The following is an 18984-nucleotide window of genomic DNA, read 5'->3' on the forward strand; positions in this document are numbered from 1 at the left end:
CCCATTTTAGGCGGGCGCGGCGGGCGTCCCGGCGGCCCGCCGCCAGGGGCGGCACAGCAGCAGGAAGCAGGCGATGGCGGCGACCGCGCAGCCGGTCTGGACGACCGCCATGGGGACGGCGGTGCCCTCGCCCGCGATGCCGACCAGCGGGGAGGCGATCGCGCCGATGAGGAAGGAGGAGGTGCCGAGCAGGGCGGAGGCGGAGCCGGCCGCGTGCGGGGTCCGCATCAGGGCCTGGGCCTGGGTGTTGGGCATGGCCAGGCCCATCGCGGACATCAGGACGAACAGCCCGGCGGCGACGGCCGGCAGGCCGGGCTCGCCGAAGACGCCGGTGGTCATCAGGAGCAGGGCGACGGCGGCGAGCAGGATGACGCCGAGGCCCCAGCCGAGGACCTTGTCGAGGCTGACCCGGCCGACGAGCAGCCGCCCGTTGATCTGGCCCACGATGACGAGGCCGATGGAGTTCAGCCCGAAGAGCAGGCTGAAGGTCTGCGGGGAGGCCCCGTAGATCTCCTGGATGACGAACGGGGAGGCGGAGATGTACGCGAAGAGGACGGCGAAGGCGAGGCCGCCGGTCAGCGTGTAGCCGGTGAAGACCCGGTCGGCGAGGAGTCCGCGCATGGTGCCCAGCGCCTCGCCGACGCCGCCCGCGTGCCGCCGCTCGGGCGGCAGGCTCTCGGGCAGGAAGCGCCAGACGACCAGGGTGAGGAGGAGTCCGACACAGGTGAGGACGTAGAAGACGCCCCGCCAGTCGGTGATCCGCAGGATCTGGCCGCCGATCAGCGGGGCGACGACCGGGGCGACGCCGGAGATCAGCATCAGGGTGGAGAAGAACCGGGCCATCTCGACGCCGTCGTACAGGTCGCGGACGGCCGCGCGGGCGATCACGATGCCGGCCGCGCCCGCGAGTCCCTGGAGCAGCCGGAAGCCGATGAGGAGCCCGGCGGAGGGGGCGAGGGCGCAGACGGCGGTGGCGAAGACGTATACGGCCATGCCGATGAGGAGCGGGCGCCGGCGGCCCCATCGGTCGCTCATGGGGCCGACGACGAGCTGGCCGAGGGCCATGCCGACGAGGCAGGCGGTGAGGGTGAGCTGGACGGTGGCGGCGGGTGCGCGGAGCGCCTGGGTGACCTCCGGCAGGGCCGGGAGGTACATGTCCATGGAGAGCGGGGGGAGGGCGGTCAGACCGCCGAGCACCAGCGTCACGAGCAGCCCGGCCCTGCGGGCGGCGGTGGCGGCCGGTATGCCGGCTATATGGGTTTTGGTGGTGGTCCGGCCGCTCTCCGGCATCGCTGCTCCGTTTCGTTGAATCCCTCCTATGTTAGGCGGGTGTGAGGCCGGGCCGGCCCGCCTCGGTGACGAAGGACGCGGCCGTGGTCACGGGCGCGCCGGGGCTCGTCACGGCCGACACGGTGCGGAAGTCGGCGCGGGCGCTCTTCTGGTCGAGGGTGACGAGCGCGTAGCCGCGGCGCCCGTTGTAGAACTTCATGTGCGGGTTGGCCTGGAGCAGGGCGGCGTGGTTGCCGGGCTTGTCGGCGCCGTCGCGTCCGCTGGCGATGGAGGTGGTGACGATCTCGGTGCCGACGGTCCGGGACGCCGGGTCGCGGAAGTCGGCCTTGATGTCGCAGGCGAAGGCGACGTGGACGTCGCCGGTGAGCACCAGCAGGTTGCCGACGCCGGCGGCGGCGGCGCCGGCGAGGACCCGCTGCCGGGAGGCCCGGTAGCCGTCCCAGGCGTCCATGGAGAGCTTGTACGCGGCGGTCGGGACGTTGCGCCGCTCGGAGAACATGACCTGCTGCGGGACGACGTTCCACAGGGCCTTGGAGGCCCGCCAGCCGTCGGTGAGCCAGCGTTCCTGGGTGGCGCCGGTGAGGGTGCGGGCCGGGTCGTCGATGACCGGTCCGGGGTTCTGCCAGCCGTCGCCGTAGGCCTGGTCGGAGCGGTACTGGCGGGTGTCCAGGATGTCGAACTGGGCGAGCCGGCCGTAGCTCAGGCGCCGGTAGAGGCGGGCGTCGGGCCCGGCCGGCCGCTGGGGCGGGCGCAGCGGCTGGTTCTCCCAGTAGGCGCGGTAGGCGGCGGCGCGGCGGATGAGGAACTCCTCCGGCGGCACCTGGTCCTGGGAGACGGCGCCGGCGTAGTTGTCCTCGGTCTCGTGGTCGTCCCAGGTGACGACGAAGGGGTGGGCGGCGTGCGCGGCGATCAGGTCGGGGTCCGACTTGTAGAGGGCGTAGCGCAGCCGGTAGTCGTCGAGGGTGACGGTCTCGTGGTCGTAGACGGCGGGGATGGTGCCGGGCTTGTAGTGGCGGTCGGCCGCGGTGGAGTCGATGGGGTACTCGTAGATGTAGTCGCCGAGGTGGAAGACGACGTCGACGTCCTCGCGGGAGAGGTGCCGGTGGGCGGTGAAGTAGCCGTCGGGGTACGCCTGGCAGGAGACGGCGGCGAGCCGGAGCCGGGAGACGGCGGCGCCGGGCGCGGGCGCGGTGCGGGTGCGGCCGACGGGGCTGAGCCAGCTGCCGAGGCGGAAGCGGTAGTAGTAGACGCGGCCGGGGGCGAGTCCGAGCACCTCGATGTGCACGGAGTGGTCGAACTCGGGGTGCGCGGGGGCGCTGCCTCGGCGGACGTCGCGCGTGAAGCGGGCGTCCTGGGCGAGCTCCCACTGGACGTCGATCCGGCTGCGGGCGGGCAGCCCGCCGCCGGGCTCGTACGGGCGGGGGGCGAGCCGGGTCCACAGCAGGACGGAGCCGGGCTGGGGGTCGCCGGAGGCCACCCCCAGGGTGAAGGGGTTCTCGGAGACGAGGCGGGGGGCGAGCTCGGCGGCGGCGGCCGTGCCCGTGGCGGGCAGGTTCACGGCGAAGGCGAGCGCGGTGGCGGCGCCGGTGGCGGTGAGGAAGCGCCGGCGCGCCAAGTGGCGCGCGACGGCTCGGATTTCATCGGTGTGGGTCTGGTCGGCGGTCATGTAACCCTCCCCTGACAAATGGTGTCCGCAGGTATTGCAGGGGGGCGGGACGACCTCACGTTGTCGGTTACCGAACGTCCACGTGTCGGACGGATGAGTTCGTGGCACGCGGGTCTGCCGTACGCTGCGCGGCCATGAGCATCGCAGTGGTCACGGGAGCGGGATCGGGAATCGGCCGAAGTGTCGCGCGGGCGCTGTCGGCGGCCGGCTGGCGGGTGGCCCTGGCGGGCCGCCGCCTGGAGCCCCTCCAGGAGACGGCGGCGCCGCTCCCCCCGTCGGACACCCTCTGCGTCCCCACGGACGTGACCTCACCCGCCCAGGTGGCGGCCCTTTTCACGGCCGTACGGGACCACTTCGGCCGGGTCGACCTGCTGTTCAACAACGCGGGCACGTTCGCGGGCGGCGGGGTTCCGGTGGAGGACCTGGACCCGGAGACCTGGCGCGCGGTGGTGGACGTCAATCTGACGGGCGCGTTCCTGTGCGCACAGGCCGCGTTCCGGGCGATGAAGGACCAGTCGCCACAAGGCGGCCGGATCATCAACAACGGCTCGATTTCGGCGCATGTGCCGCGTCCGCACTCGATCGCGTACACGGCGACGAAGCACGCGATGACGGGTCTGACCAAGTCCCTCTCCCTCGACGGCCGCCCGTACCGGATCGCGTGCGGCCAGCTCGACATCGGCAACGCCGCCACGGACATGACGGCCCGTATGCAGTCCGGCATCCTCCAGGCCAACGGCGAACTCGCCCCGGAGCCGGTGATGGACGCGGCGGACGTGGCGGCGACGGTGGTCCACATGGCGGCCCTGCCACTGGAGGCGAACGTGCAGTTCGCGACGGTGATGGCGACGACGATGCCGTACATCGGCCGCGGCTGACCCGGCGGCACCGGCGGGCCCGGCGGGACCGTCCGGCGCCGGGGGCCCGGCGGGACGTTAGGCCCGGCAGGACCCGTCAGGCCCGTCCGGCCCGTCCGGCCCCGGGGCGGGCGGGACCTGTCAGGCCTGCCCCGTCTCGAACCGGGTGACCTTCCCGCCGTCCACGGTGAACCGCCAGGCGGTCCGCATGGCGCCCCAGGTGTCGTTGCGGTAGTCGGCGACGAGCGCGAGCCCGCCCTCCGCCTCCGCCTCGACGTCCATGTGGCCCCGGGAGGAGAAGACCTCCCGCTCGGTCCAGTCGGCGACGTCCCGCTCCGACCCGTCGTCGGACATGGTCGCCCCGGGCGCGAGCACGGCGGCGAAGGCGGCCCGGTCGTTGGCGTTGAGCGCGGCGACGAAGGCCCGCACGGTGGGCTCACTGAGCTGCTCCACGGCAATGGTCATGCCCCACGGGTACACCGGAAGGGGGCCGACGGCGGGGAGCGACGCGACTGGCTCGCCCGGCCGGGCGAGCGGGTCCCGCGACGAGGGGTCCGGCGGGGGGATGAGGGGCAGACGAGTCGGGCTGTACGCCGGGTTCTGTACCCCGGGACCTCGCGGTCGTCGGGGTGACGGCCATCCATCTAGGACCGGCGTTGCCGCCGGCCTCGTGCGGTCTACCCGCGGACTCGGGCGGGCAGCCCTCGAACGTCCGCGCAGGAACACCGGGGTGTTCCCTTTTGACCTTGCTCCTGGTGGGGTTTACCTAGCCGCCTGAGTCACCTCAGGCGCTGGTGGTCTCTTACACCACCGTTTCACCCTTACCGAGGACCGAGGTCCCCGGCGGTCTGTTTTCTGTGGCACTGTCCCGCGGGTCACCCCGGGTGGCCGTTAGCCACCACCTTGCCCTGTGGAGCCCGGACGTTCCTCGGGAAGACCCGGAGGTCTCCACGCGGCCGCCCGCCCGGCTCGTCTGCCGTGCCGACCATGCTACCCGGCGATTCCCGGGCGCCACGCCCGCCCGCCGCCGCCTTGACCTTGTCGCCGCGTCAAGGTTTCTACTGAGGGCATGGACAGGGGCAGAGGGATGCGGATCGGCGAGATCGCCGCGCTCGTCGGGGTCACCCCGCGGGCGGTGCGGCACTACCACCACCTCGGGCTGCTGCCCGAGCCCGGGCGGCGGGCGAACGGCTATCGGGAGTACGGGGTGCGGGACGCCGTCGTGCTCGCGCGGATCCGGCGGCTGACCGAGCTGGGGGTCGGGCTCGACGAGGTGCGGGACGTGCTCGCGGACGACGCCGGGCGGGAGCTGGTGGAGGTCCTGGAGGAGCTGGACGGGGACCTGGCCCGCCAGGAGGGCGTGATCCGGGAGCGGCGGGCCCGGCTCGCCGAGCTGCTCGCCGACGCCCGGGAGGGGCGGCTCGCGGCGGACGGGCCGCTCTCCTCCGAGCTGGCCGCGCTCCTCGCCGAGCTGGGCGAGGACCCGGTGCTGGCCGCGTCCCCCATGGCCGCCAAGGACCGGGAGCTGCTCACCCTCCTCGACACCGTCGTCCCGGCCGACGAGCGGGCCCGCCTCATGGAGCTGATGCGGGAGGCCGCCGGGAAGGCCGGCCCGGTGTACGCGCGCCTCGACGAGCTCGCGGACGCGGCGCCCGACGACCCGCGCGTCGCCGCGACCGCCGCCGAGCTCGCCGCCTGTCTGCCGGACGGCATGATGACGGGCCCGCCCGAGAGCGGGCCGGCCGACGTCCTCTTCGGCGACCTCGCCCCCGCCCAGGCCGCCACCGTACGGGAGGCGCTGCGGCTGGTCTGGGAGCGGGCGCGATGAGATACGCCGTCTACGCCGTGCTGCCCGCCGAGCTCGCGCTCGCCGTCTGCCTCGCCGCCGGGGTCGCGATACCCGGCGCCGTCCTCCTCCTCGCCGAGGCCGCCGTCGCCGCGCTCCTCGCCGCCGAGCTCCTCGCCTACCTGCGGCTGCGGCGCCGCGGGCTGTCCCGCCGCGCCGCCGTCGGCCGGCTCGTCCCCGAGCCGGTGCTCCGGCTGGCCGGGCACGAGCTGCGGCTGATGGCCGGCCTGGCGCGCTGGGCGGGGCGGCGGCCCCACGGGGTCGGGCGGCCGGGGGTCACGGCCTTCCCGCACGCGCGCGACCAGGCCGCGCTCATGTACGGCTTCGTCTTCGTCTGCGTCGTCGAGACCGTCGGCATGTCCTATCTGCTCGCCGACTGGCCCGTCGCGCACGCCGTCGTCCTCGTCCTCGACGTGTACACCGTGCTGTTCGTGCTCGGCCTGCACGCCGCCTCCGCCACCCGCCCGCACCTGCTGACCCCGGACGCGCTGCGGGTGCGGCAGGCCGCCCACGTCGACGTCCGCGTCCCGCTGGAGCTGATCGCCGCCGTCCGCCACGAGTCGCTGTTCTCGCACGAGAAGGCCGACGGCGTGCTCGACCTGCCGGTCGGCTCCCAGACCTCCGTCACCCTGGAGCTCACCGAGCCCGTGCCCGCGCCCCGGCTGCTCGGCCCGCCCCGCCCGGTGCGCACGGTCCGCCTCCACGCGGACGACGCCCGCGCCCTCGTCCGCGCGCTGCGCGAGGCCCTCGACCGGTCCGCTACGCCGGCGCGAACAGCACCTTCGCCCGTCCCGGATCCGCCTGCGTCAGCCTGACCCGCAGCGGGTCGCCGAGCGGCAGCGGGGCACCGGCGGCCTCGACCCGGCCGACCACGGCCGGGTCCGGCAGGTGCACGGTGCCGACGTCGGGCGCGTGTTCCCGCACGTCGATGACGATCGCGTCGAACGTCTCGCCGATCCGGTGGCTCATCAGCGCCGCCTCGACGAGGTCGACGCTCTCCCGCTCGGCCCGGTTGGCCAGCCGCGTCCCCTTCGCCATGTCCTGCGGCAGCGCGTCCAGCGCCGCGAGCACCCACCCGGGCGGCGGGGTGCCCTGGGACGCGGCCAGGCTCAGCTCGCCCGCGTACCGGTCCACGAGCCGGCGCAGCGGGGCCGTGCAGTGGGTGTACGGGGCGGCGACCGCCGCGTGCGCCGAGGGCGTGGGCACGTGCCCGCCGGTGAACGGCGTGTAGCCGGAGCCGCGCAGCAGCCCGGTGGCCTCCTGGAGGAAGGCGGCGTGCCGGCTCTTCGCCGGGTCGAGGGTGCGGATGAGCTCCGCGTACGAGACGTGGTGCGGCCAGTCGATGCCGAGCGCCCTGGCCGAGAGCCGCAGCCGGGCGACGGCCCCGTCGGGGGCGGGCGGCAGGGTGCGCAGCACGCCGGTGCCCGCCTCGATCATCAGGCTGGCGGCAGCCATGCCGGTGAGGAGCGAGATCTGGGCGTTCCAGCCGTCCACGGGCAGCGGGGCGCGGTAGTGCAGGGCGAAGCGGCCGTCGGTCTCGACGACCTCCTGCTCCGGTACGTCGAGGGAGATCCCGCCCCGCTCGGCTTCCAGGCGCTCGCGGAGCGGCCCGACGCGCGCGAGGAGGGCGAGCGGTTCCTCGGCGGTGCCCGCGTCGATCCGCGCCTGGGCACCCGCGTAGTCGAGCTTGGCCCGGCTGCGGACGAGGGCCCGGCGCACGTCCACGGCGGCCTGCCGCCCGTCGTCGTCCAGGTCGATCCGCCAGAGCAGGGCGGGCGCGGTGGTGCCGGGGAGCAGGCTGGCGGCGCCCTCGGAGAGCACGGCGGGGTGCAGCGGCACCTTGCCGTCGGGGAGGTAGAGGGTGGTGGCCCGCCGGTGCGCCTCGGTGTCGAGGGCTCCGCCGGGGGTGACGAAGGCGGCGACGTCGGCGATGGCGTAGTGGACGCGGTAGCCGCCGCCGGGGCGGCGGGCCAGGTGCACGGCCTGGTCCAGGTCCCGGGAGGCCGGCGGGTCGATGGTGAAGAGGGGGAGGTCGGTGGCGTCCAGGTCCGGGAGCCGGGGCGCCCCGGCGGCGGCCTCCGCCTCGGCGAGGACGGCGGGCGGGAAGGCGTCGGGGATCGCCAGCTCGGTGCGCAGGGCGCGGAGCGCGGCCGACAGCGGGGCGTCCGCTGCGGCGGTCACGTGGAGGTGTCGGCGGGGCATGGACCGAGCGTAGGACGGGGGGCGGGGGGCGGCATGTCCTTCCGGAGCGGCGGGGGCGGCATCGCGCGCCGTTCGGCGTTCCGGGACCTCGTACGCTGGGCACCGGGGCCGCACCCCCACCCCCGTACGTACGAAGGAGAACCGCCGTGCTCGTCCTGTTGCCGCCCTCCGAAGGCAAGGCCTCCTCGGGGCGTGGGGCGCCGCTCAAGCCGGAGTCGCTGTCGCTGCCGGGGCTCGCGGAGGCGCGGGCGGCGGTGCTCGACGAGCTCGTCGAGCTGTGCGCCGCCGACGAGGAGAAGGCGCGGGAGGTGCTCGGGCTGAGCGAGGGCCTGCGAGGCGAGGTCGCGAAGAACACCGCGCTGCGGACCGCCGGGGCGCGCCCCGCCGGGGAGGTCTACACCGGCGTGCTGTACGACGCGCTGGGCCTGGCGACGCTGGACGCGGTCGCCCGGGAGCGGGCGGAGCGCTCGCTGCTGGTGTTCTCGGGGCTGTGGGGCGCCGTGCGGGTCGGCGACCGGATCCCCTCGTACCGCTGCTCCATGGGCGTGAAGCTGCCGGGGCTCGGCGCGCTGGGGGCGCACTGGCGCGGGGCGATGGCCTCGGTCCTGCCGGCGGAGGCAGGGGACGGGCTCGTGCTGGACCTGCGCTCCTCGGCGTACGCGTCGGCGTGGAAGCCGAAGGGCAAGGTGGCGGAGCGTACGGCGACGGTGCGGGTGCTGCACGCGCCGACGCGGAAGGTGGTCAGCCACTTCAACAAGGCGACCAAGGGGCGGATCGTGCGGAGCCTGCTGGAGGCGGGGGCCGCGCCGGCGGGCCGCGCGGAGCTGACGGAGGCGCTGCGGGACCTGGGGTACGTGGTGGAGGAGGGCGGCAAGGCGGGCGTGCTCGACGTGCTGGTCGACGAGATCCACTGACCCCTCCACCGCTCGCTATTGCATCATGCGCAACGCTCGTTGCACTCCTCGCTTGTCATCGGCAGGATGGGGGTCATGACGAGCGTGCTTGAACTTGCCCCCGTCGTCCCGGTCGTCGTGATCGAGGACGCAGCCGACGCCGTACCGCTGGCCCGTGCCCTGGTGGCCGGCGGTCTGCCCGCGATCGAGGTGACCCTGCGCACCCCGGCCGCCCTCGACGCGATCCGGGCGATCGCGGCCGAGGTCCCGGAGGCGGTGGTCGGCGCGGGCACGGTCCTGTCCCCCGGCCACGTCGCGGACGCGGTCGGTGCCGGGGCCCGCTTCCTGGTGAGCCCCGGCTGGACGGACGCGCTGCTGGTGGCGATGCGGGGCTCGGGCGTCCCGTTCCTGCCGGGGGTGTCGACGACCTCGGAGGTCGTGGCGCTGCTGGAGCGGGGCGTGACGGAGATGAAGTTCTTCCCGGCGGAGGCGGCCGGCGGCGTGCCGTATCTGAAGTCCCTGGCGGGTCCGCTCCCCCAGGCCCGCTTCTGCCCCACGGGCGGTGTCTCGCTGGCCTCCGCCCCGGCCTATCTGGCCCTGCCGAACGTCGGCTGCGTCGGCGGTACGTGGATGCTCCCGGCCGACGCCCTCGCCGCCCGCGACTGGGCCCGCGTCGAGACGCTGGCGCGCGAGGCGGCGGGGCTGGCCCGCCCGTAGGGGTCTCCCCGCTACCTCAGGTGTGAGGTGTCGTTGAGGAGGCGGACCGAGGCGTTGCCGTCCGCGTAGTACGCCACCGCCGAGACCGACGCCGCCGAGAGCTCCATGCGGAACAGGGACTCCGGCGGCGCGCCCAGCGCCAGCCGCACCAGGGTCTTGATCGGGGTCACATGGGTGACCAGCAGAACCGTGCGGCCCGCGTAGGCGGCGGTCAGCCGGTCGCGGGTGGCGGCGACCCGGCGGGCGACCGTCGCGAAGCTCTCGCCGCCGCCGGTCGGGGCCGCCTTCGGGGAGGCGAGCCAGGCGTCGAGGTCGTCCCCGTACCGCTCGCGGACCTCGCCGAAGGTCAGGCCCTCCCAGGCGCCGAAGTCGGTCTCGCGCAGCCCGTTCTCGATCCGCACGTCGAGGCCGAGGCGGGCGGCGACGGCCTCGGCGGTCTGGCGGCAGCGGGTGAGCGGGGAGCTGACGATCTCCTGGATCGTGCCGCGCGCGGCGAGCGCCGCGGCCACGGACTCGGCCTGGCGGCGGCCGGCCGGGGAGAGCTCGGGGTCGCCGCCGCCGCTGCCGGAGAAGCGCTTCTCGGGCGTGAGGGCGGTCTCGCCGTGCCGCAGCAGGACGAAGGTGGCGGGCGCGCCCATGTCGGGCGCCGACCAGCCGGGAGCCGAGGGCGTGGCGGGGGCCGCCCCGGTGCCGTGCGCCGCCTCCGCCTCGAAGTCGCCCGTCGCCGTCCCCGTACCTGTCGCCGTCCCCGTCCCCGACTCCCGGTCCGCCGTGGCGGCCGCCGCCAGCGAGGCGCGCGCCCGCGCGGCCACGGACGGGTCGGCCGCGAACAGGCCCTCGTCCGGGGTGACGGCCCCGATGGCGGGGGCGCCGGGCTCGACGGCGGCGAACAGGCCCTCGTCGGGCACGGCGGGCACGGCGGGCGCCGACGCGCCCGCGCCACCGCCCCCGCGTCCGCCCGTCAGCGCCGCGCGGGCCTTCGCCGCGCCCGCCGTCTGGTCACCCGCCGCCGCACGGGCGGCGGCCAGGTCGGCCGTCGGGTCGGCGGCCGGGGCCAGGGCGGCGGTCGACGCGGCGGGGCTCCACTGCTCGCCCCGGCGGCCCGCGTCCATCGCCTCGTTCGCCAGCCGGTCCGCGTGCTTGTTGCGCTCGCGGGGCATCCACTCGTAGCGGACCCGGCCCGGCGGGAAGACACGGGCGGCCTCGGCCGCCAGCGGCTTCATGTCGGGGTGCTTGATCTTCCAGCGGCCGGACATCTGCTCGACCACCAGCTTGGAGTCCATGCGCACATGGACCACGCAGTCGGGGAACAGCTCCCGGGCGGCCTTCAGGCCCGCTACCAGGCCCTTGTACTCGGCGACGTTGTTCGTCGCGACGCCGATGAACTCGGCCCGCTCCGCCAGGGTCTCCCCCGTCACCGGGTCCAGGACCACCGCCCCGTAGCCGGCGGGTCCCGGGTTGCCCCGGGAACCCCCGTCGGCCTCGACGATCAGCTCCCTCGACTGCGTCATCGCGCGCGGTCCCTACAGGCCGGACTCGGAGGTGCGGACCAGGATCCGGCGGCAGTTCTCGCAGCGCAGCACGGTGTCGGTGGCGGCGGCGCGGACCTCGTTGAGCTCGGTGATGTTCAGCTCGATGTGGCAGCCCTCGCACTTGCGCTGGTACAGCCGGGCCGCGCCCACGCCGCCCTGCTGCTCGCGCAGCTTCTCGTAGAGCTTCATCAGGTCGGCCGGGACGGAGCCCGCCACCAGCTCGCGCTCCTTGGCGACCGAGGCGCTCTCCGCGTCCAGCTCCGCCTGCGCGGAGTCCCGGCGGGCGAGGGCGTCGTCGGTCTTGGCCTGCACCGCGTCGACCCGCTCGGTCAGCTCGGCGACCCGCTCCTGGGCGGACTCGCGGCGCTCCATGACCTCCAGGACGATCTCCTCCAGGTCGCCCTGGCGCTTGGCGAGCGAGGTGATCTCGCGCTGGAGGTTCTCCAGGTCCTTCGGCGAGGAGACCGCGCCGGAGTCGAGCCGCTGCTGGTCGCGCGCGGAGCGCTGGCGCACCTGGTCGACGTCCTGCTCCGCCTTGGTCTGCTCGCGGGCGCAGTCGCTCTCCTCGGTCTGCGCGGCGACGAGGAGGTCGCGCAGCTGGATGAGGTCCTTGTTCAGCGACTCGATCTCGGCGTGCTCGGGCAGCGAGCGGCGCTTGTGCGCGAGCTGCTGGAGGCGCACGTCCAGGGCCTGGACGTCGAGGAGTCGGATCTGGTCGGCGGGCGCGGCGTTCAGTTGGGGGCTCCAGGAGAGGTGGGTGCGGAAGGGGCGCTCGGGGCGCTCCCGGGGAAGGCGTCGGCCGGGCCGACATGGGCCGACCAGGGGTCCGTGACCGTCTTGGAGACGTGCACGCGCAGGTCCCAGCCGTGGCGGTCGGAGATCGTGTCGAGCTGGGCGGCGGCCTGCTCGCACCAGGGCCACTCGGTGGCCCAGTGGGCGGCGTCGACCAGTCCGAGCGGAGAGTGCTGGGTGGCCTCGGAGACGGGGTGGTGGCGCAGGTCCGCGGTGAGGAAGGCGTCCACGCCCGCGGCGCGCACCTCGTCGAAGAGGCTGTCGCCGGAGCCGCCGCTGACGGCGACCCGGCGCAGGACCATGCCGGGGTCGCCCGCGTACCGGATGCCCTGGGCGGTGGCGGGCAGCCGCCGGGCCGCGCGGGCGGCGAACTCGGCGAGGGTCTCGGGGTGGTCCAGCTCGCAGATCCGGCCGAGGCCGTTCTCGGCGACGAGCGGGCCGGTGACCCGCAGGCCGAGGGCGCCGGCGAGCGCGTCGGAGACGCCCGGGTCGGCGGTGTCGGCGTTGGTGTGGGCCACGTGCAGGGCGATGTCGTGCTTGATCAGGGTGTGCACGACCCGGCCCTTGAAGTGCGAGGCGGCGACGGTCGTCGTCCCGCGCAGGTAGAGCGGGTGGTGGGTGACGACCAGGTCGGCCCCGAGGGCGATGGCCTCGTCGGCGATCTCCTGGACGGGGTCGACGGCGAAGAGCACGCGGGAGACCTCGGCGTCGGGGTCGCCGCAGACGGTGCCGACGGCGTCCCACCGCTCGGCCCGCTCGGGGGGCCAGAGGGCGTCGAGCTCGGCGATGACTTCAGACAGACGGGGCACGGAGGAAAGGCTACCTGCCCTCCGTGCCCCGCCGTCCTGGCCTGTGGACAAGCCGCTCCGGCCGCCGGGCCCCGCCGCGCCGACGCTCCGGTGCCGCCGTGGTCCGGTGCCGCCGTGGTCCGGTGTGCTGCCGTGGTCCGGTGTGCTGCCGTGGTCCGGTGCCGCCGTGGTCCGCCGTGCCGGTGCACCGGCGCGCCGGTGCCGCCGGGCCCTACTTCTTCACGAGGTCCGCGCGCAGGTCGTCCAGGACGCTGTTCGCGGCCGTGACGCCGAGGCCCAGGTACCAGGTCTCGTCCGGGACGTCCTTGGCCTGGCCCGCCTTGACGGCCTTCAGGTTCTTCCAGAGCGGGTTCGCCTGCGCGGTGTCGCGCTTGGTGGCCTTGGGGTCGCCGTAGACGCCGGTGAAGATCCAGTCGCCGTCGGCCTGGTCGATCTTCTCGGGGCTGACCTCGACGGCGAGGTCGTTCACCTGCTGGCCGGCGGGCCGGGGCAGGCCGACGTCCTCCAGGATGGTGCCGATGAAGGAGGCCTTCGCGTACAGCCGGATCTTGCCCGGGAGGTAGCGGACCATGGAGACGGTCGGCTTGTTCGGGCCGATGTCCGTGCCGAGCTGCCTCGCCTTGGTCTCGTAGGCCGCCAGCTTCTCCTTCGCCTCCGCGCTCTTGTCCAGCGCGGCGGCGTTGAGCAGGTAGTTCTCCTTCCAGGTGAAGCCCGGACGGATGGAGAAGACGGTGGGCGCGATCTTCGACAGCTGGTCGTACTTGTCGGCCGCGCGGAGCTGGCTGCCCAGGATGAGGTCGGGCTGGAGCTCGGCGATGGCCTCCAGGTTGAGGTTGTTGATGGTGCCGACGGACTTGGGCTGCCCGGCGTCCTTCTTCAGGTAGCCGGGGATGCCGTCGTCGCCCTCGGAGGGGGCGTAGCCGACGGGCTTGACGCCCAGGGAGACGACGTTGTCGAACTCGCCGACGTCGAGGACGACGACCCGCTTGGGCGCGGCGGGGATCTCGGTCTTGCCGAGGGCGTGGGTGAGGGTGCGCGGGAACTGGCCCGGCTTCGCGTCGGTGCCCAGGGCGGCGGTCTTGGCGGCGGCGTCGCCGAAGTTCTTGCCGCCGACGGCCACGTCCTTCTTCTTGCCGCCCTCGTCCTTCGCGGCCCCGCCCGCGGAGCCGTCACCGCCTCCGCAGGCCGCGAGGGTGAGCGCGGCGGCGAGGCTGAGGGCGGCGGCTGCGGTGCCGCGGCGGCGGAAGGACATGAGGGCTCTCCTGTACGCGTACGGGGACGGCTTGCGGGATGGCTTGCGGGGACGGCCACCGACCCCGTAGCGGAGCGTGATCTTCCACTTAGGGTCGCCTTACCTTACCTACCCCCGGCCCCTTCAGCACAACCGGCCCCCTCCGGCGGACGGAACCGCCGGAGGGCCACCCTTTGGGGTGAAGTGGGGCGACACGCGCTGTTCGGCTGGAAGTGCGAAAACTAGCTTCTTGGCCGGAGGTGACGAGTCGATGACAGCCTGTGCCATCGAGACGGCGGCCGGGAACGGCGGAGCCACCCGGCCCGCACCCGCGGGCCGGGGGTCTTTCACGATCACCGCGAACGGCGCCTACGCGGCCCGGATCGCGGGGACCGGGGACGCGCTGTACGCCGAGCGCTGGACGCTCGACGGCCCCGAGCCGTACGCCGTGCCGCTGCCGCTCGCCCAGCCCGAGGAGCGCGGCACGCCCGTGCTGCCGCTGGCCGACGGGCGGGTGCTGGTCGCCCGCCGGGTGGACGGGCGGCGGCACACGTTCTCGCTGCTGTACCCGACCGGGCCCGGGACGGGCGAGCTGCTGCTCGGCGCCGTCGAGGCGCCCGGCCCGGGATTCGGCCCCGGTCCGGGTCCCGGCTTCGGCCCCGGCTCGGGCCCCTGCGGTCTGGTGCTGCTGCCGCCGTCGCCGGACGGCATCTGCGCGTACGCGATGTGCGTCGGCCAGGACACCACGACGCTGTGGCTGGTGGCGGGCGGCGCCTTCGGGCCCGAGCAGGTCGCCGAGGTGAAGGGCCGCTGCTCGGGCGGTGTCTGGCTGGACCGTACGGGCCGGATGCTCGCCCTCGACCGGCGCCTGGACGACGGCCCGGTGAAGGCCGTCGCGGTGGACCTGGAGCGCGGCGGCGAGGTGACCCCGTTGCTCCAGATCACCGAGGACAGCCACGACCGGCTGCTCCTCGCGGACCCCGACAGCGGGCTGCTGCTGATCCGCTCCGACGCGCCCTCCCCGGGCCACGACCGGCTCGGCTGGGGGGTGCTGGGCAGCCTGCTGCCCGTGCGCTTCCCCGACTGCCTGCGGATCGACGACGCGGCCGTGACGCCGTTCGCCACACAGCCGGGGCAGGTGCTGCTGCCGGAGGGCTGCGGGGTGGCGCTGCGGATCGACACGGCCACGGGGAGCTGGGTGGGCGTGTGGCGGCCCTCCGCGCGCCGGATGGCCCACCTGGCCGCGCCCCCCGGCTGGCTGGCCGGCACGGGCCTGTGGACGCCCCAGGGGCTGCTCCGCCTCCCGTACGCGACTCCCGGCACGCCCTGCGGGCTCACGGCCCTGGCGGAGCCCGAGGAGCCGCCGGAGCCCGAGGGGCCGCCGCCCGCGCCTGATCCGGCGGCGGCGGGGGCGGGGCCCACGGGGACGGGGGCCACGGGGACGGGGGCCACGGGGACGGGCGCCTTCAAGGTCTGCCGCCCGGTGCCCCTTCAGCAGGCTCCACTGACGGACCGCCGGCCCGCTCGTTAGACTCACGGGCCGCAAGGCAAGCAGCGAGAACAACGGGGTGAGTTCCACCATGAGCGACAGGGACCCGCAGGAGCCGAACGGCTCGGGCAAGCACCGGGGCGACGCGGCGGGCGCCGAGGACCCGGCGTCGTCGACCGCGGCGCCGCACGGCCGGCACCGCCGTGAGCCGGACGCGCGGTAAGGCGTCCGGCGGACCGCCACGGCGGAGAGCACGCGTACGGCCCCCGGGGTTCTCGGAACCCCGGGGGCCGTACGCGTTCCCCGCCGCACCTCCGCGCGGTCAGCCCTTCTTCAGCCCCAGCACCTCCGCCGCCGCGAAGGTCTCCCCGGCGGGGCGGGCCGCGTAGTGCGGCGTGAGCAGCCCGTCGAGCTCCTCGTAGGTGAAGGCGTCCTTCGCCGTGTCGAACTTCGCGGCCACCTTGGGCCGGTCCACGATCGCCACCATCCCGCCGTGCACGACGAGCAGCTGCCCGTTGACCCCGGCCGCGGCGGGCGAGGCCAGATAGCCGACGAGCGGGGCCACGTGCTCCGGCGACAGCGGGTCCAGCGCGTCGTCCGCCGTCGGCTCGGCGAAGCCCGCGAAGACGTCCTCGGTCATCCGGGTGCGCGCCCGGGGGCAGATCGCGTTGGCCGTGACGCCGTACTTGGCGAGGGCGAGCGCGGTGGAGGTGGTGAGGCCGACGATGCCGCCCTTGGCCGCCGCGTAGTTGGGCTGCCCGGCGGAACCGGCCAGGAACGCCTCGGACGAGGTGTTGACGATCCGTCCGTAGACGCCGCTCTCACCCGCCTTGGCCCGGCCCCGCCAGTGCACGGCAGCGTGGTGGGTGGTGTTGAAGTGGCCCTTGAGGTGGACCCGGATCACCGAGTCCCACTCCTCCTCGCTCATCGAGAAGACCATCCGGTCGCGCAGGATGCCCGCGTTGTTGACGAGGACGTCCAGCTTCCCGAACTCGCCCACGGCCAGGTCGACCAGGCCTCGGGCGGTCTCGAAGTCGGCGACGTCGCCGAGGTGGGCGACGGCCCGGCCGCCCGCCGCGCGGATCTCGGCGGCGACCTCCTCGGCGGGGGCCGCCGAGGCCTCGCCGGAGCCGTCCCGGCCGGGCTGGCCGAAGTCGTTGACGACGACGGCCGCGCCGAGCCGGGCCAGTTCGAGCGCCTCGGCCCGGCCGAGCCCGCGCCCGGCGCCGGTGACGATCGCGCTCAGTCCCTCAAGAGGGAGTGACATGGGATCAGGTCCTCTCAGGTGTGGATGCCGGGTCCGGATCGCCGGGGTCCGGGTCTACGGGTCCGGGTCGCCGGGGTCCGGGTCTACGGGCCCGGTTCGTCGGGTGCCGGTCAGATCTCGATGCAGGTGCGCAGCGCGACGCCCGTCCGCATCTGCTCCAGCGCCTCGTTGATCCCCGCCAGCGGCACCCGGTGCGTGATCAGGGACTCCAGGTCGATGCGGCCGGCCCGCCAGAGCGCGATGGCCCGTTCGTACGAGCGGAGCACGTCCCCGCCGCCGTACATGGAGGGCAGGATCCGCTTCTCGTCGAAGAACAGCTCGAACATGTTGAGCTGGAGGTGGTCGTCGAGCGCGCCCGCGCCGACGACGCAGAGGGTGCCGCCGCGCCGGGTGGTCTCGTAGGCGGTGCGGGCGGTGGCGGACTTGCCGACGACCTCGAAGACGTAGTCGAAGCCCTCGCCGCCGGTGATCCGCTGCTTGGCGTCGGCGAGGCCGTCGGGGGCGACGGCCTCGGTGGCGCCGAAGCGGAGGGCGGCCTCACGCCGGGACTCCACGGGGTCGACGGCGACGATCTCGGCGGCGCCCTGGAGCTTGGCGCCCTGGATCGCCGAGATGCCGACGCCGCCGCAGCCGATCACGGCGACCGAGGAACCGGCCTCCACCTTGGCCGTGTTGATGGCCGCGCCGAGTCCGGTGGTCACGCCGCAGCCGATGAGGGCGGCGATGTCGAAGGGCACGTCGTCGGGGATCGGGACGGCGCAGCCCGCGTCGACGACGACCTCCTCGGCGAAGGTGCCGGTGCCGGCGAAGCCGAAGACGTCGCCGCCGGGGCGCTTGAAGTTGGGGACCCCGGCGTTCATGAAGCCGGCCAGGCAGAGCTGGGTCTGGCCGCGCTTGCACGCGGGACAGCTGCCGCAGGCGGGCAGCCAGCAGAGCAGCACCCGCTGCCCCTCGCTGAGCCCGGTGACCCCGTCGCCGATGTCGACGATCTCGCCGGCGCCCTCGTGGCCGGGGATGAAGGGGGCGGGCTGCGGGAGCACGCCGCTCATCGCGGAGACGTCGGAGTGGCACAGGCCGGTGGCCCGCACCCGGATCTTCACCCGGCCGGGGCCGAAGCCCACCGCCTCGACGTCGTCGAGCACTTCGAGTTTGTCCTGGCCGATCTCGTGCAGTACGGCTGCGCGCATGGTGCGGCTCCCTCGGGCTGTGTCAGGAGGTGAGGAGGTCGGGCGGAGTCAGGCGGAGTCAGGTGTGGCCAGACGTGCTCAGGCCCGGTCAGGCGTGCTCAGGCGTGGTCCACGACGGTGTCGGCGAGTACGGGAGCGTCGTCCCGCTCGACGGCGCTGACCGTGATCTGGATCCGGCCGTCCCCGTCCCCCTCGGCCAGGCGCCACATCCGGATCCGCAGGGTCTCGCCCGGGAAGACGACCCCGGTGAAGCGGGTGCGGTAGGCGCGGACGCGGGTGACGTCGCCGCCGAGGAGGGTGTCGACGGCCGCCTTGAGGGTCATGCCGTACGAGCAGAGGCCGTGCAGGATCGGCCGGTCGAAGCCCGCGAGCTTGGCGAACTCGGGGTCGGCGTGCAGCGGGTTCCAGTCGCCGGAGAGGCGGTAGAGCAGGGCCTGCTCCTCGCGGATGGGCCGCTCGACGGTGGCGTCGGGCTCGCGGCCGGGGAGCTCCAGGCGCTCGGAGGGCCCTCGGTCGCCGCCCCAGCCGCCCTCGCCGCGTACGAAGATCTGGGCGTCGCTGGTCCACAGCGGGCCGTCCGCGTCGGCGGCCTCGGAGCGGAGCACCAGGACGGCGGCCTTGCCCTTGTCGTGGACGGCGGCGACGCGGGAGGTGGAGATGGCGCGGCCGGAGACGGGCAGCGGGCGGTGCAGGGTGACCGACTGGCCGCCGTGCAGGACGGCGGCGAGGTCGATGTCGATGCCGGGGGCGGAGAGCCCGCCGACGACGCCCATGCCGGCTCCGGCGACGGTCGCGAAGCTGGGCAGCACGTGCAGCCGGGATTCGAGGGTGTAGCGCAGCTCGTCCGGGTCGGTCGCGGGGACGCCCGCGCCGAGGCCGAGGTGGTAGAGCTGGACGTCCTTGTGGTCCCAGGCGATCTCCGCGCTGCGGGGCTCGGCGGCGACGGCCTTGGCGGCGTCAATGGGCATCGGCTTGCTGCTCCTTGGGATCCATGGTGAACCTTGGTGACCTTGGTGAACCTTGGAGGTGGAAGACCTCGGTGCGGTCGTCCGCACCGTCGACCGCACCGAGGCCGTGCGGGGACCGAGTCCGGAACGGATTCCCCCAGAGCTAGAACCTGTTCCAGTTCGGTGACCCCCATGTATAGCGGAGGGGTGTGCCGTTGGGAACCCTCCTGACGGCTTGTCAGATCACCTTGACGCCGGG

The 18984-nt window shown here is 74.6% G+C and carries 18 protein-coding genes and 1 other RNA gene; 7 read left to right on the plus strand and 12 right to left on the minus strand.

All coding sequences use genetic code 11. The annotated features are described in order from the left end of the window. Window positions 1–6: 6 nt before the first annotated feature. Window positions 7–1290, minus strand: coding sequence for a multidrug effflux MFS transporter (locus ACZ6J5_RS35525; RefSeq protein ID WP_469398082.1), 1284 nt, complete (start codon window positions 1288–1290; stop codon window positions 7–9). Window positions 1291–1321: 31 nt separating this feature from the next. Beyond that, the gene (locus tag ACZ6J5_RS35530; protein WP_469398083.1) at window positions 1322–2956 is read right to left on the minus strand and encodes an alkaline phosphatase D family protein; all 1635 of its coding nucleotides are present in this window, start codon (window positions 2954–2956) and stop codon (window positions 1322–1324) included. A 134-nt stretch (window positions 2957–3090) separates the two neighbouring features. Here ACZ6J5_RS35530 and ACZ6J5_RS35535 point away from each other — a divergent pair, with 134 nt between their 5' ends. Next, window positions 3091–3834, plus strand: a complete 744-nt coding sequence (locus tag ACZ6J5_RS35535; protein WP_469398084.1) for an SDR family oxidoreductase — start codon at window positions 3091–3093, stop codon at window positions 3832–3834. A gap of 120 nt (window positions 3835–3954) precedes the next feature. Here ACZ6J5_RS35535 and ACZ6J5_RS35540 read toward each other — a convergent pair whose 3' ends face one another. Then, entirely contained in the window at window positions 3955–4278 is a 324-nt protein-coding gene (locus tag ACZ6J5_RS35540) for a nuclear transport factor 2-like protein (RefSeq protein WP_469398085.1), read from the minus strand. A gap of 108 nt (window positions 4279–4386) precedes the next feature. Then, an RNA gene (rnpB, locus tag ACZ6J5_RS35545) (RNase P RNA component class A) lies at window positions 4387–4785 on the minus strand. A gap of 115 nt (window positions 4786–4900) precedes the next feature. Here rnpB and ACZ6J5_RS35550 point away from each other — a divergent pair. Beyond that, window positions 4901–5641: a MerR family transcriptional regulator gene (locus ACZ6J5_RS35550; protein ID WP_469398106.1), complete on the plus strand. Its 741-nt coding sequence runs from the start codon at window positions 4901–4903 to the stop codon at window positions 5639–5641. Then, window positions 5638–6474, plus strand: coding sequence for a hypothetical protein (locus tag ACZ6J5_RS35555; RefSeq protein WP_469398086.1), 837 nt, complete (start codon window positions 5638–5640; stop codon window positions 6472–6474). The genes ACZ6J5_RS35550 and ACZ6J5_RS35555 overlap by 4 nt, the downstream gene beginning before the upstream one ends. Here the strand turns inward: ACZ6J5_RS35555 and ACZ6J5_RS35560 are convergent. Beyond that, window positions 6419–7861 (minus strand): RNB domain-containing ribonuclease, encoded by a 1443-nt coding sequence (locus ACZ6J5_RS35560; RefSeq protein WP_469398087.1) that lies wholly within the window; start codon window positions 7859–7861, stop codon window positions 6419–6421. The two genes, ACZ6J5_RS35555 and ACZ6J5_RS35560, sit on opposite strands and share 56 nt — an antisense overlap. 146 nt (window positions 7862–8007) lie before the next feature. On the opposite strand from ACZ6J5_RS35560, the gene yaaA reads away from it, so the two are divergent. Further along, a complete protein-coding gene (gene yaaA / locus ACZ6J5_RS35565) occupies window positions 8008–8775 on the plus strand; it encodes a peroxide stress protein YaaA (RefSeq protein WP_469398088.1) in 768 nt (255 codons plus the stop codon). A 75-nt stretch (window positions 8776–8850) separates the two neighbouring features. Beyond that, the gene (locus tag ACZ6J5_RS35570) at window positions 8851–9471 is read left to right on the plus strand and encodes a bifunctional 4-hydroxy-2-oxoglutarate aldolase/2-dehydro-3-deoxy-phosphogluconate aldolase (RefSeq protein ID WP_469398089.1); all 621 of its coding nucleotides are present in this window, start codon (window positions 8851–8853) and stop codon (window positions 9469–9471) included. 11 nt (window positions 9472–9482) lie between these two features. On the opposite strand, the gene ACZ6J5_RS35575 is transcribed toward ACZ6J5_RS35570, so the two are convergent. The 4 genes from ACZ6J5_RS35575 to ACZ6J5_RS35590 all read right to left on the minus strand — a co-directional run bounded on the left by ACZ6J5_RS35575 (window position 9483) and on the right by ACZ6J5_RS35590 (window position 13856). After that, window positions 9483–10982, minus strand: a complete 1500-nt coding sequence (locus ACZ6J5_RS35575; protein ID WP_469398090.1) for a bifunctional RNase H/acid phosphatase — start codon at window positions 10980–10982, stop codon at window positions 9483–9485. Between the two features lie 12 nt (window positions 10983–10994). Beyond that, entirely contained in the window at window positions 10995–11738 is a 744-nt protein-coding gene (locus ACZ6J5_RS35580; protein ID WP_469398107.1) for a zinc ribbon domain-containing protein, read from the minus strand. Further along, complete coding sequence (locus ACZ6J5_RS35585; RefSeq protein ID WP_469398091.1) at window positions 11735–12604, minus strand: Nif3-like dinuclear metal center hexameric protein; 870 nt, start codon at window positions 12602–12604, stop codon at window positions 11735–11737. Before ACZ6J5_RS35585 ends, ACZ6J5_RS35580 begins: the two co-directional genes overlap by 4 nt. A gap of 211 nt (window positions 12605–12815) precedes the next feature. After that, a complete protein-coding gene (locus ACZ6J5_RS35590; RefSeq protein ID WP_469398092.1) occupies window positions 12816–13856 on the minus strand; it encodes an ABC transporter substrate-binding protein in 1041 nt (346 codons plus the stop codon). Between the two features lie 250 nt (window positions 13857–14106). Here ACZ6J5_RS35590 and ACZ6J5_RS35595 point away from each other — a divergent pair, with 250 nt between their 5' ends. After that, the gene (locus tag ACZ6J5_RS35595; protein ID WP_469398093.1) at window positions 14107–15366 is read left to right on the plus strand and encodes a hypothetical protein; all 1260 of its coding nucleotides are present in this window, start codon (window positions 14107–14109) and stop codon (window positions 15364–15366) included. A gap of 49 nt (window positions 15367–15415) precedes the next feature. Next, the gene (locus ACZ6J5_RS35600; RefSeq protein WP_469398094.1) at window positions 15416–15547 is read left to right on the plus strand and encodes a hypothetical protein; all 132 of its coding nucleotides are present in this window, start codon (window positions 15416–15418) and stop codon (window positions 15545–15547) included. A 99-nt stretch (window positions 15548–15646) separates the two neighbouring features. On the opposite strand, the gene ACZ6J5_RS35605 is transcribed toward ACZ6J5_RS35600, so the two are convergent. The 3 genes from ACZ6J5_RS35605 to ACZ6J5_RS35615 form a co-directional block, all read right to left on the minus strand. Next, window positions 15647–16591 carry a 3-oxoacyl-ACP reductase gene (locus ACZ6J5_RS35605; protein WP_469398095.1) on the minus strand — a complete coding sequence of 315 codons (945 nt, stop codon included), beginning with the start codon at window positions 16589–16591 and terminating at the stop codon, window positions 15647–15649. Between the two features lie 110 nt (window positions 16592–16701). Continuing rightward, the gene (locus tag ACZ6J5_RS35610) at window positions 16702–17778 is read right to left on the minus strand and encodes a Zn-dependent alcohol dehydrogenase (RefSeq protein WP_469398096.1); all 1077 of its coding nucleotides are present in this window, start codon (window positions 17776–17778) and stop codon (window positions 16702–16704) included. A 98-nt stretch (window positions 17779–17876) separates the two neighbouring features. After that, window positions 17877–18746 (minus strand): MaoC/PaaZ C-terminal domain-containing protein, encoded by an 870-nt coding sequence (locus ACZ6J5_RS35615; protein WP_469398097.1) that lies wholly within the window; start codon window positions 18744–18746, stop codon window positions 17877–17879. Between the last annotated feature and the right edge of the window lie 238 nt (window positions 18747–18984).

The organism is Streptomyces sp. NPDC042100 (assembly GCF_055582325.1).

Bases quoted from the DNA above. Each gene is read 5' to 3' on its own strand.
- ACZ6J5_RS35525 (WP_469398082.1), bottom strand. From the start codon at position 1,290: ATGCCGGAGAGCGGCCGGACCACCACCAAAACCCATATAGCCGGCATA.
- ACZ6J5_RS35610 (WP_469398096.1), bottom strand. From the start codon at position 17,778: ATGCGCGCAGCCGTACTGCACGAGATCGGCCAGGACAAACTCGAAGTG.
- ACZ6J5_RS35535 (WP_469398084.1), top strand. From the start codon at position 3,091: ATGAGCATCGCAGTGGTCACGGGAGCGGGATCGGGAATCGGCCGAAGT.
- ACZ6J5_RS35600 (WP_469398094.1), top strand. From the start codon at position 15,416: ATGAGCGACAGGGACCCGCAGGAGCCGAACGGCTCGGGCAAGCACCGG.
- ACZ6J5_RS35555 (WP_469398086.1), top strand. From the start codon at position 5,638: ATGAGATACGCCGTCTACGCCGTGCTGCCCGCCGAGCTCGCGCTCGCC.
- ACZ6J5_RS35575 (WP_469398090.1), bottom strand. From the start codon at position 10,982: ATGACGCAGTCGAGGGAGCTGATCGTCGAGGCCGACGGGGGTTCCCGG.
- ACZ6J5_RS35615 (WP_469398097.1), bottom strand. From the start codon at position 18,746: ATGCCCATTGACGCCGCCAAGGCCGTCGCCGCCGAGCCCCGCAGCGCG.
- ACZ6J5_RS35530 (WP_469398083.1), bottom strand. From the start codon at position 2,956: ATGACCGCCGACCAGACCCACACCGATGAAATCCGAGCCGTCGCGCGC.
- ACZ6J5_RS35550 (WP_469398106.1), top strand. From the start codon at position 4,901: ATGCGGATCGGCGAGATCGCCGCGCTCGTCGGGGTCACCCCGCGGGCG.
- ACZ6J5_RS35570 (WP_469398089.1), top strand. From the start codon at position 8,851: ATGACGAGCGTGCTTGAACTTGCCCCCGTCGTCCCGGTCGTCGTGATC.
- ACZ6J5_RS35605 (WP_469398095.1), bottom strand. From the start codon at position 16,591: ATGTCACTCCCTCTTGAGGGACTGAGCGCGATCGTCACCGGCGCCGGG.
- ACZ6J5_RS35540 (WP_469398085.1), bottom strand. From the start codon at position 4,278: ATGACCATTGCCGTGGAGCAGCTCAGTGAGCCCACCGTGCGGGCCTTC.
- ACZ6J5_RS35595 (WP_469398093.1), top strand. From the start codon at position 14,107: ATGACAGCCTGTGCCATCGAGACGGCGGCCGGGAACGGCGGAGCCACC.
- ACZ6J5_RS35560 (WP_469398087.1), bottom strand. From the start codon at position 7,861: ATGCCCCGCCGACACCTCCACGTGACCGCCGCAGCGGACGCCCCGCTG.
- ACZ6J5_RS35590 (WP_469398092.1), bottom strand. From the start codon at position 13,856: ATGTCCTTCCGCCGCCGCGGCACCGCAGCCGCCGCCCTCAGCCTCGCC.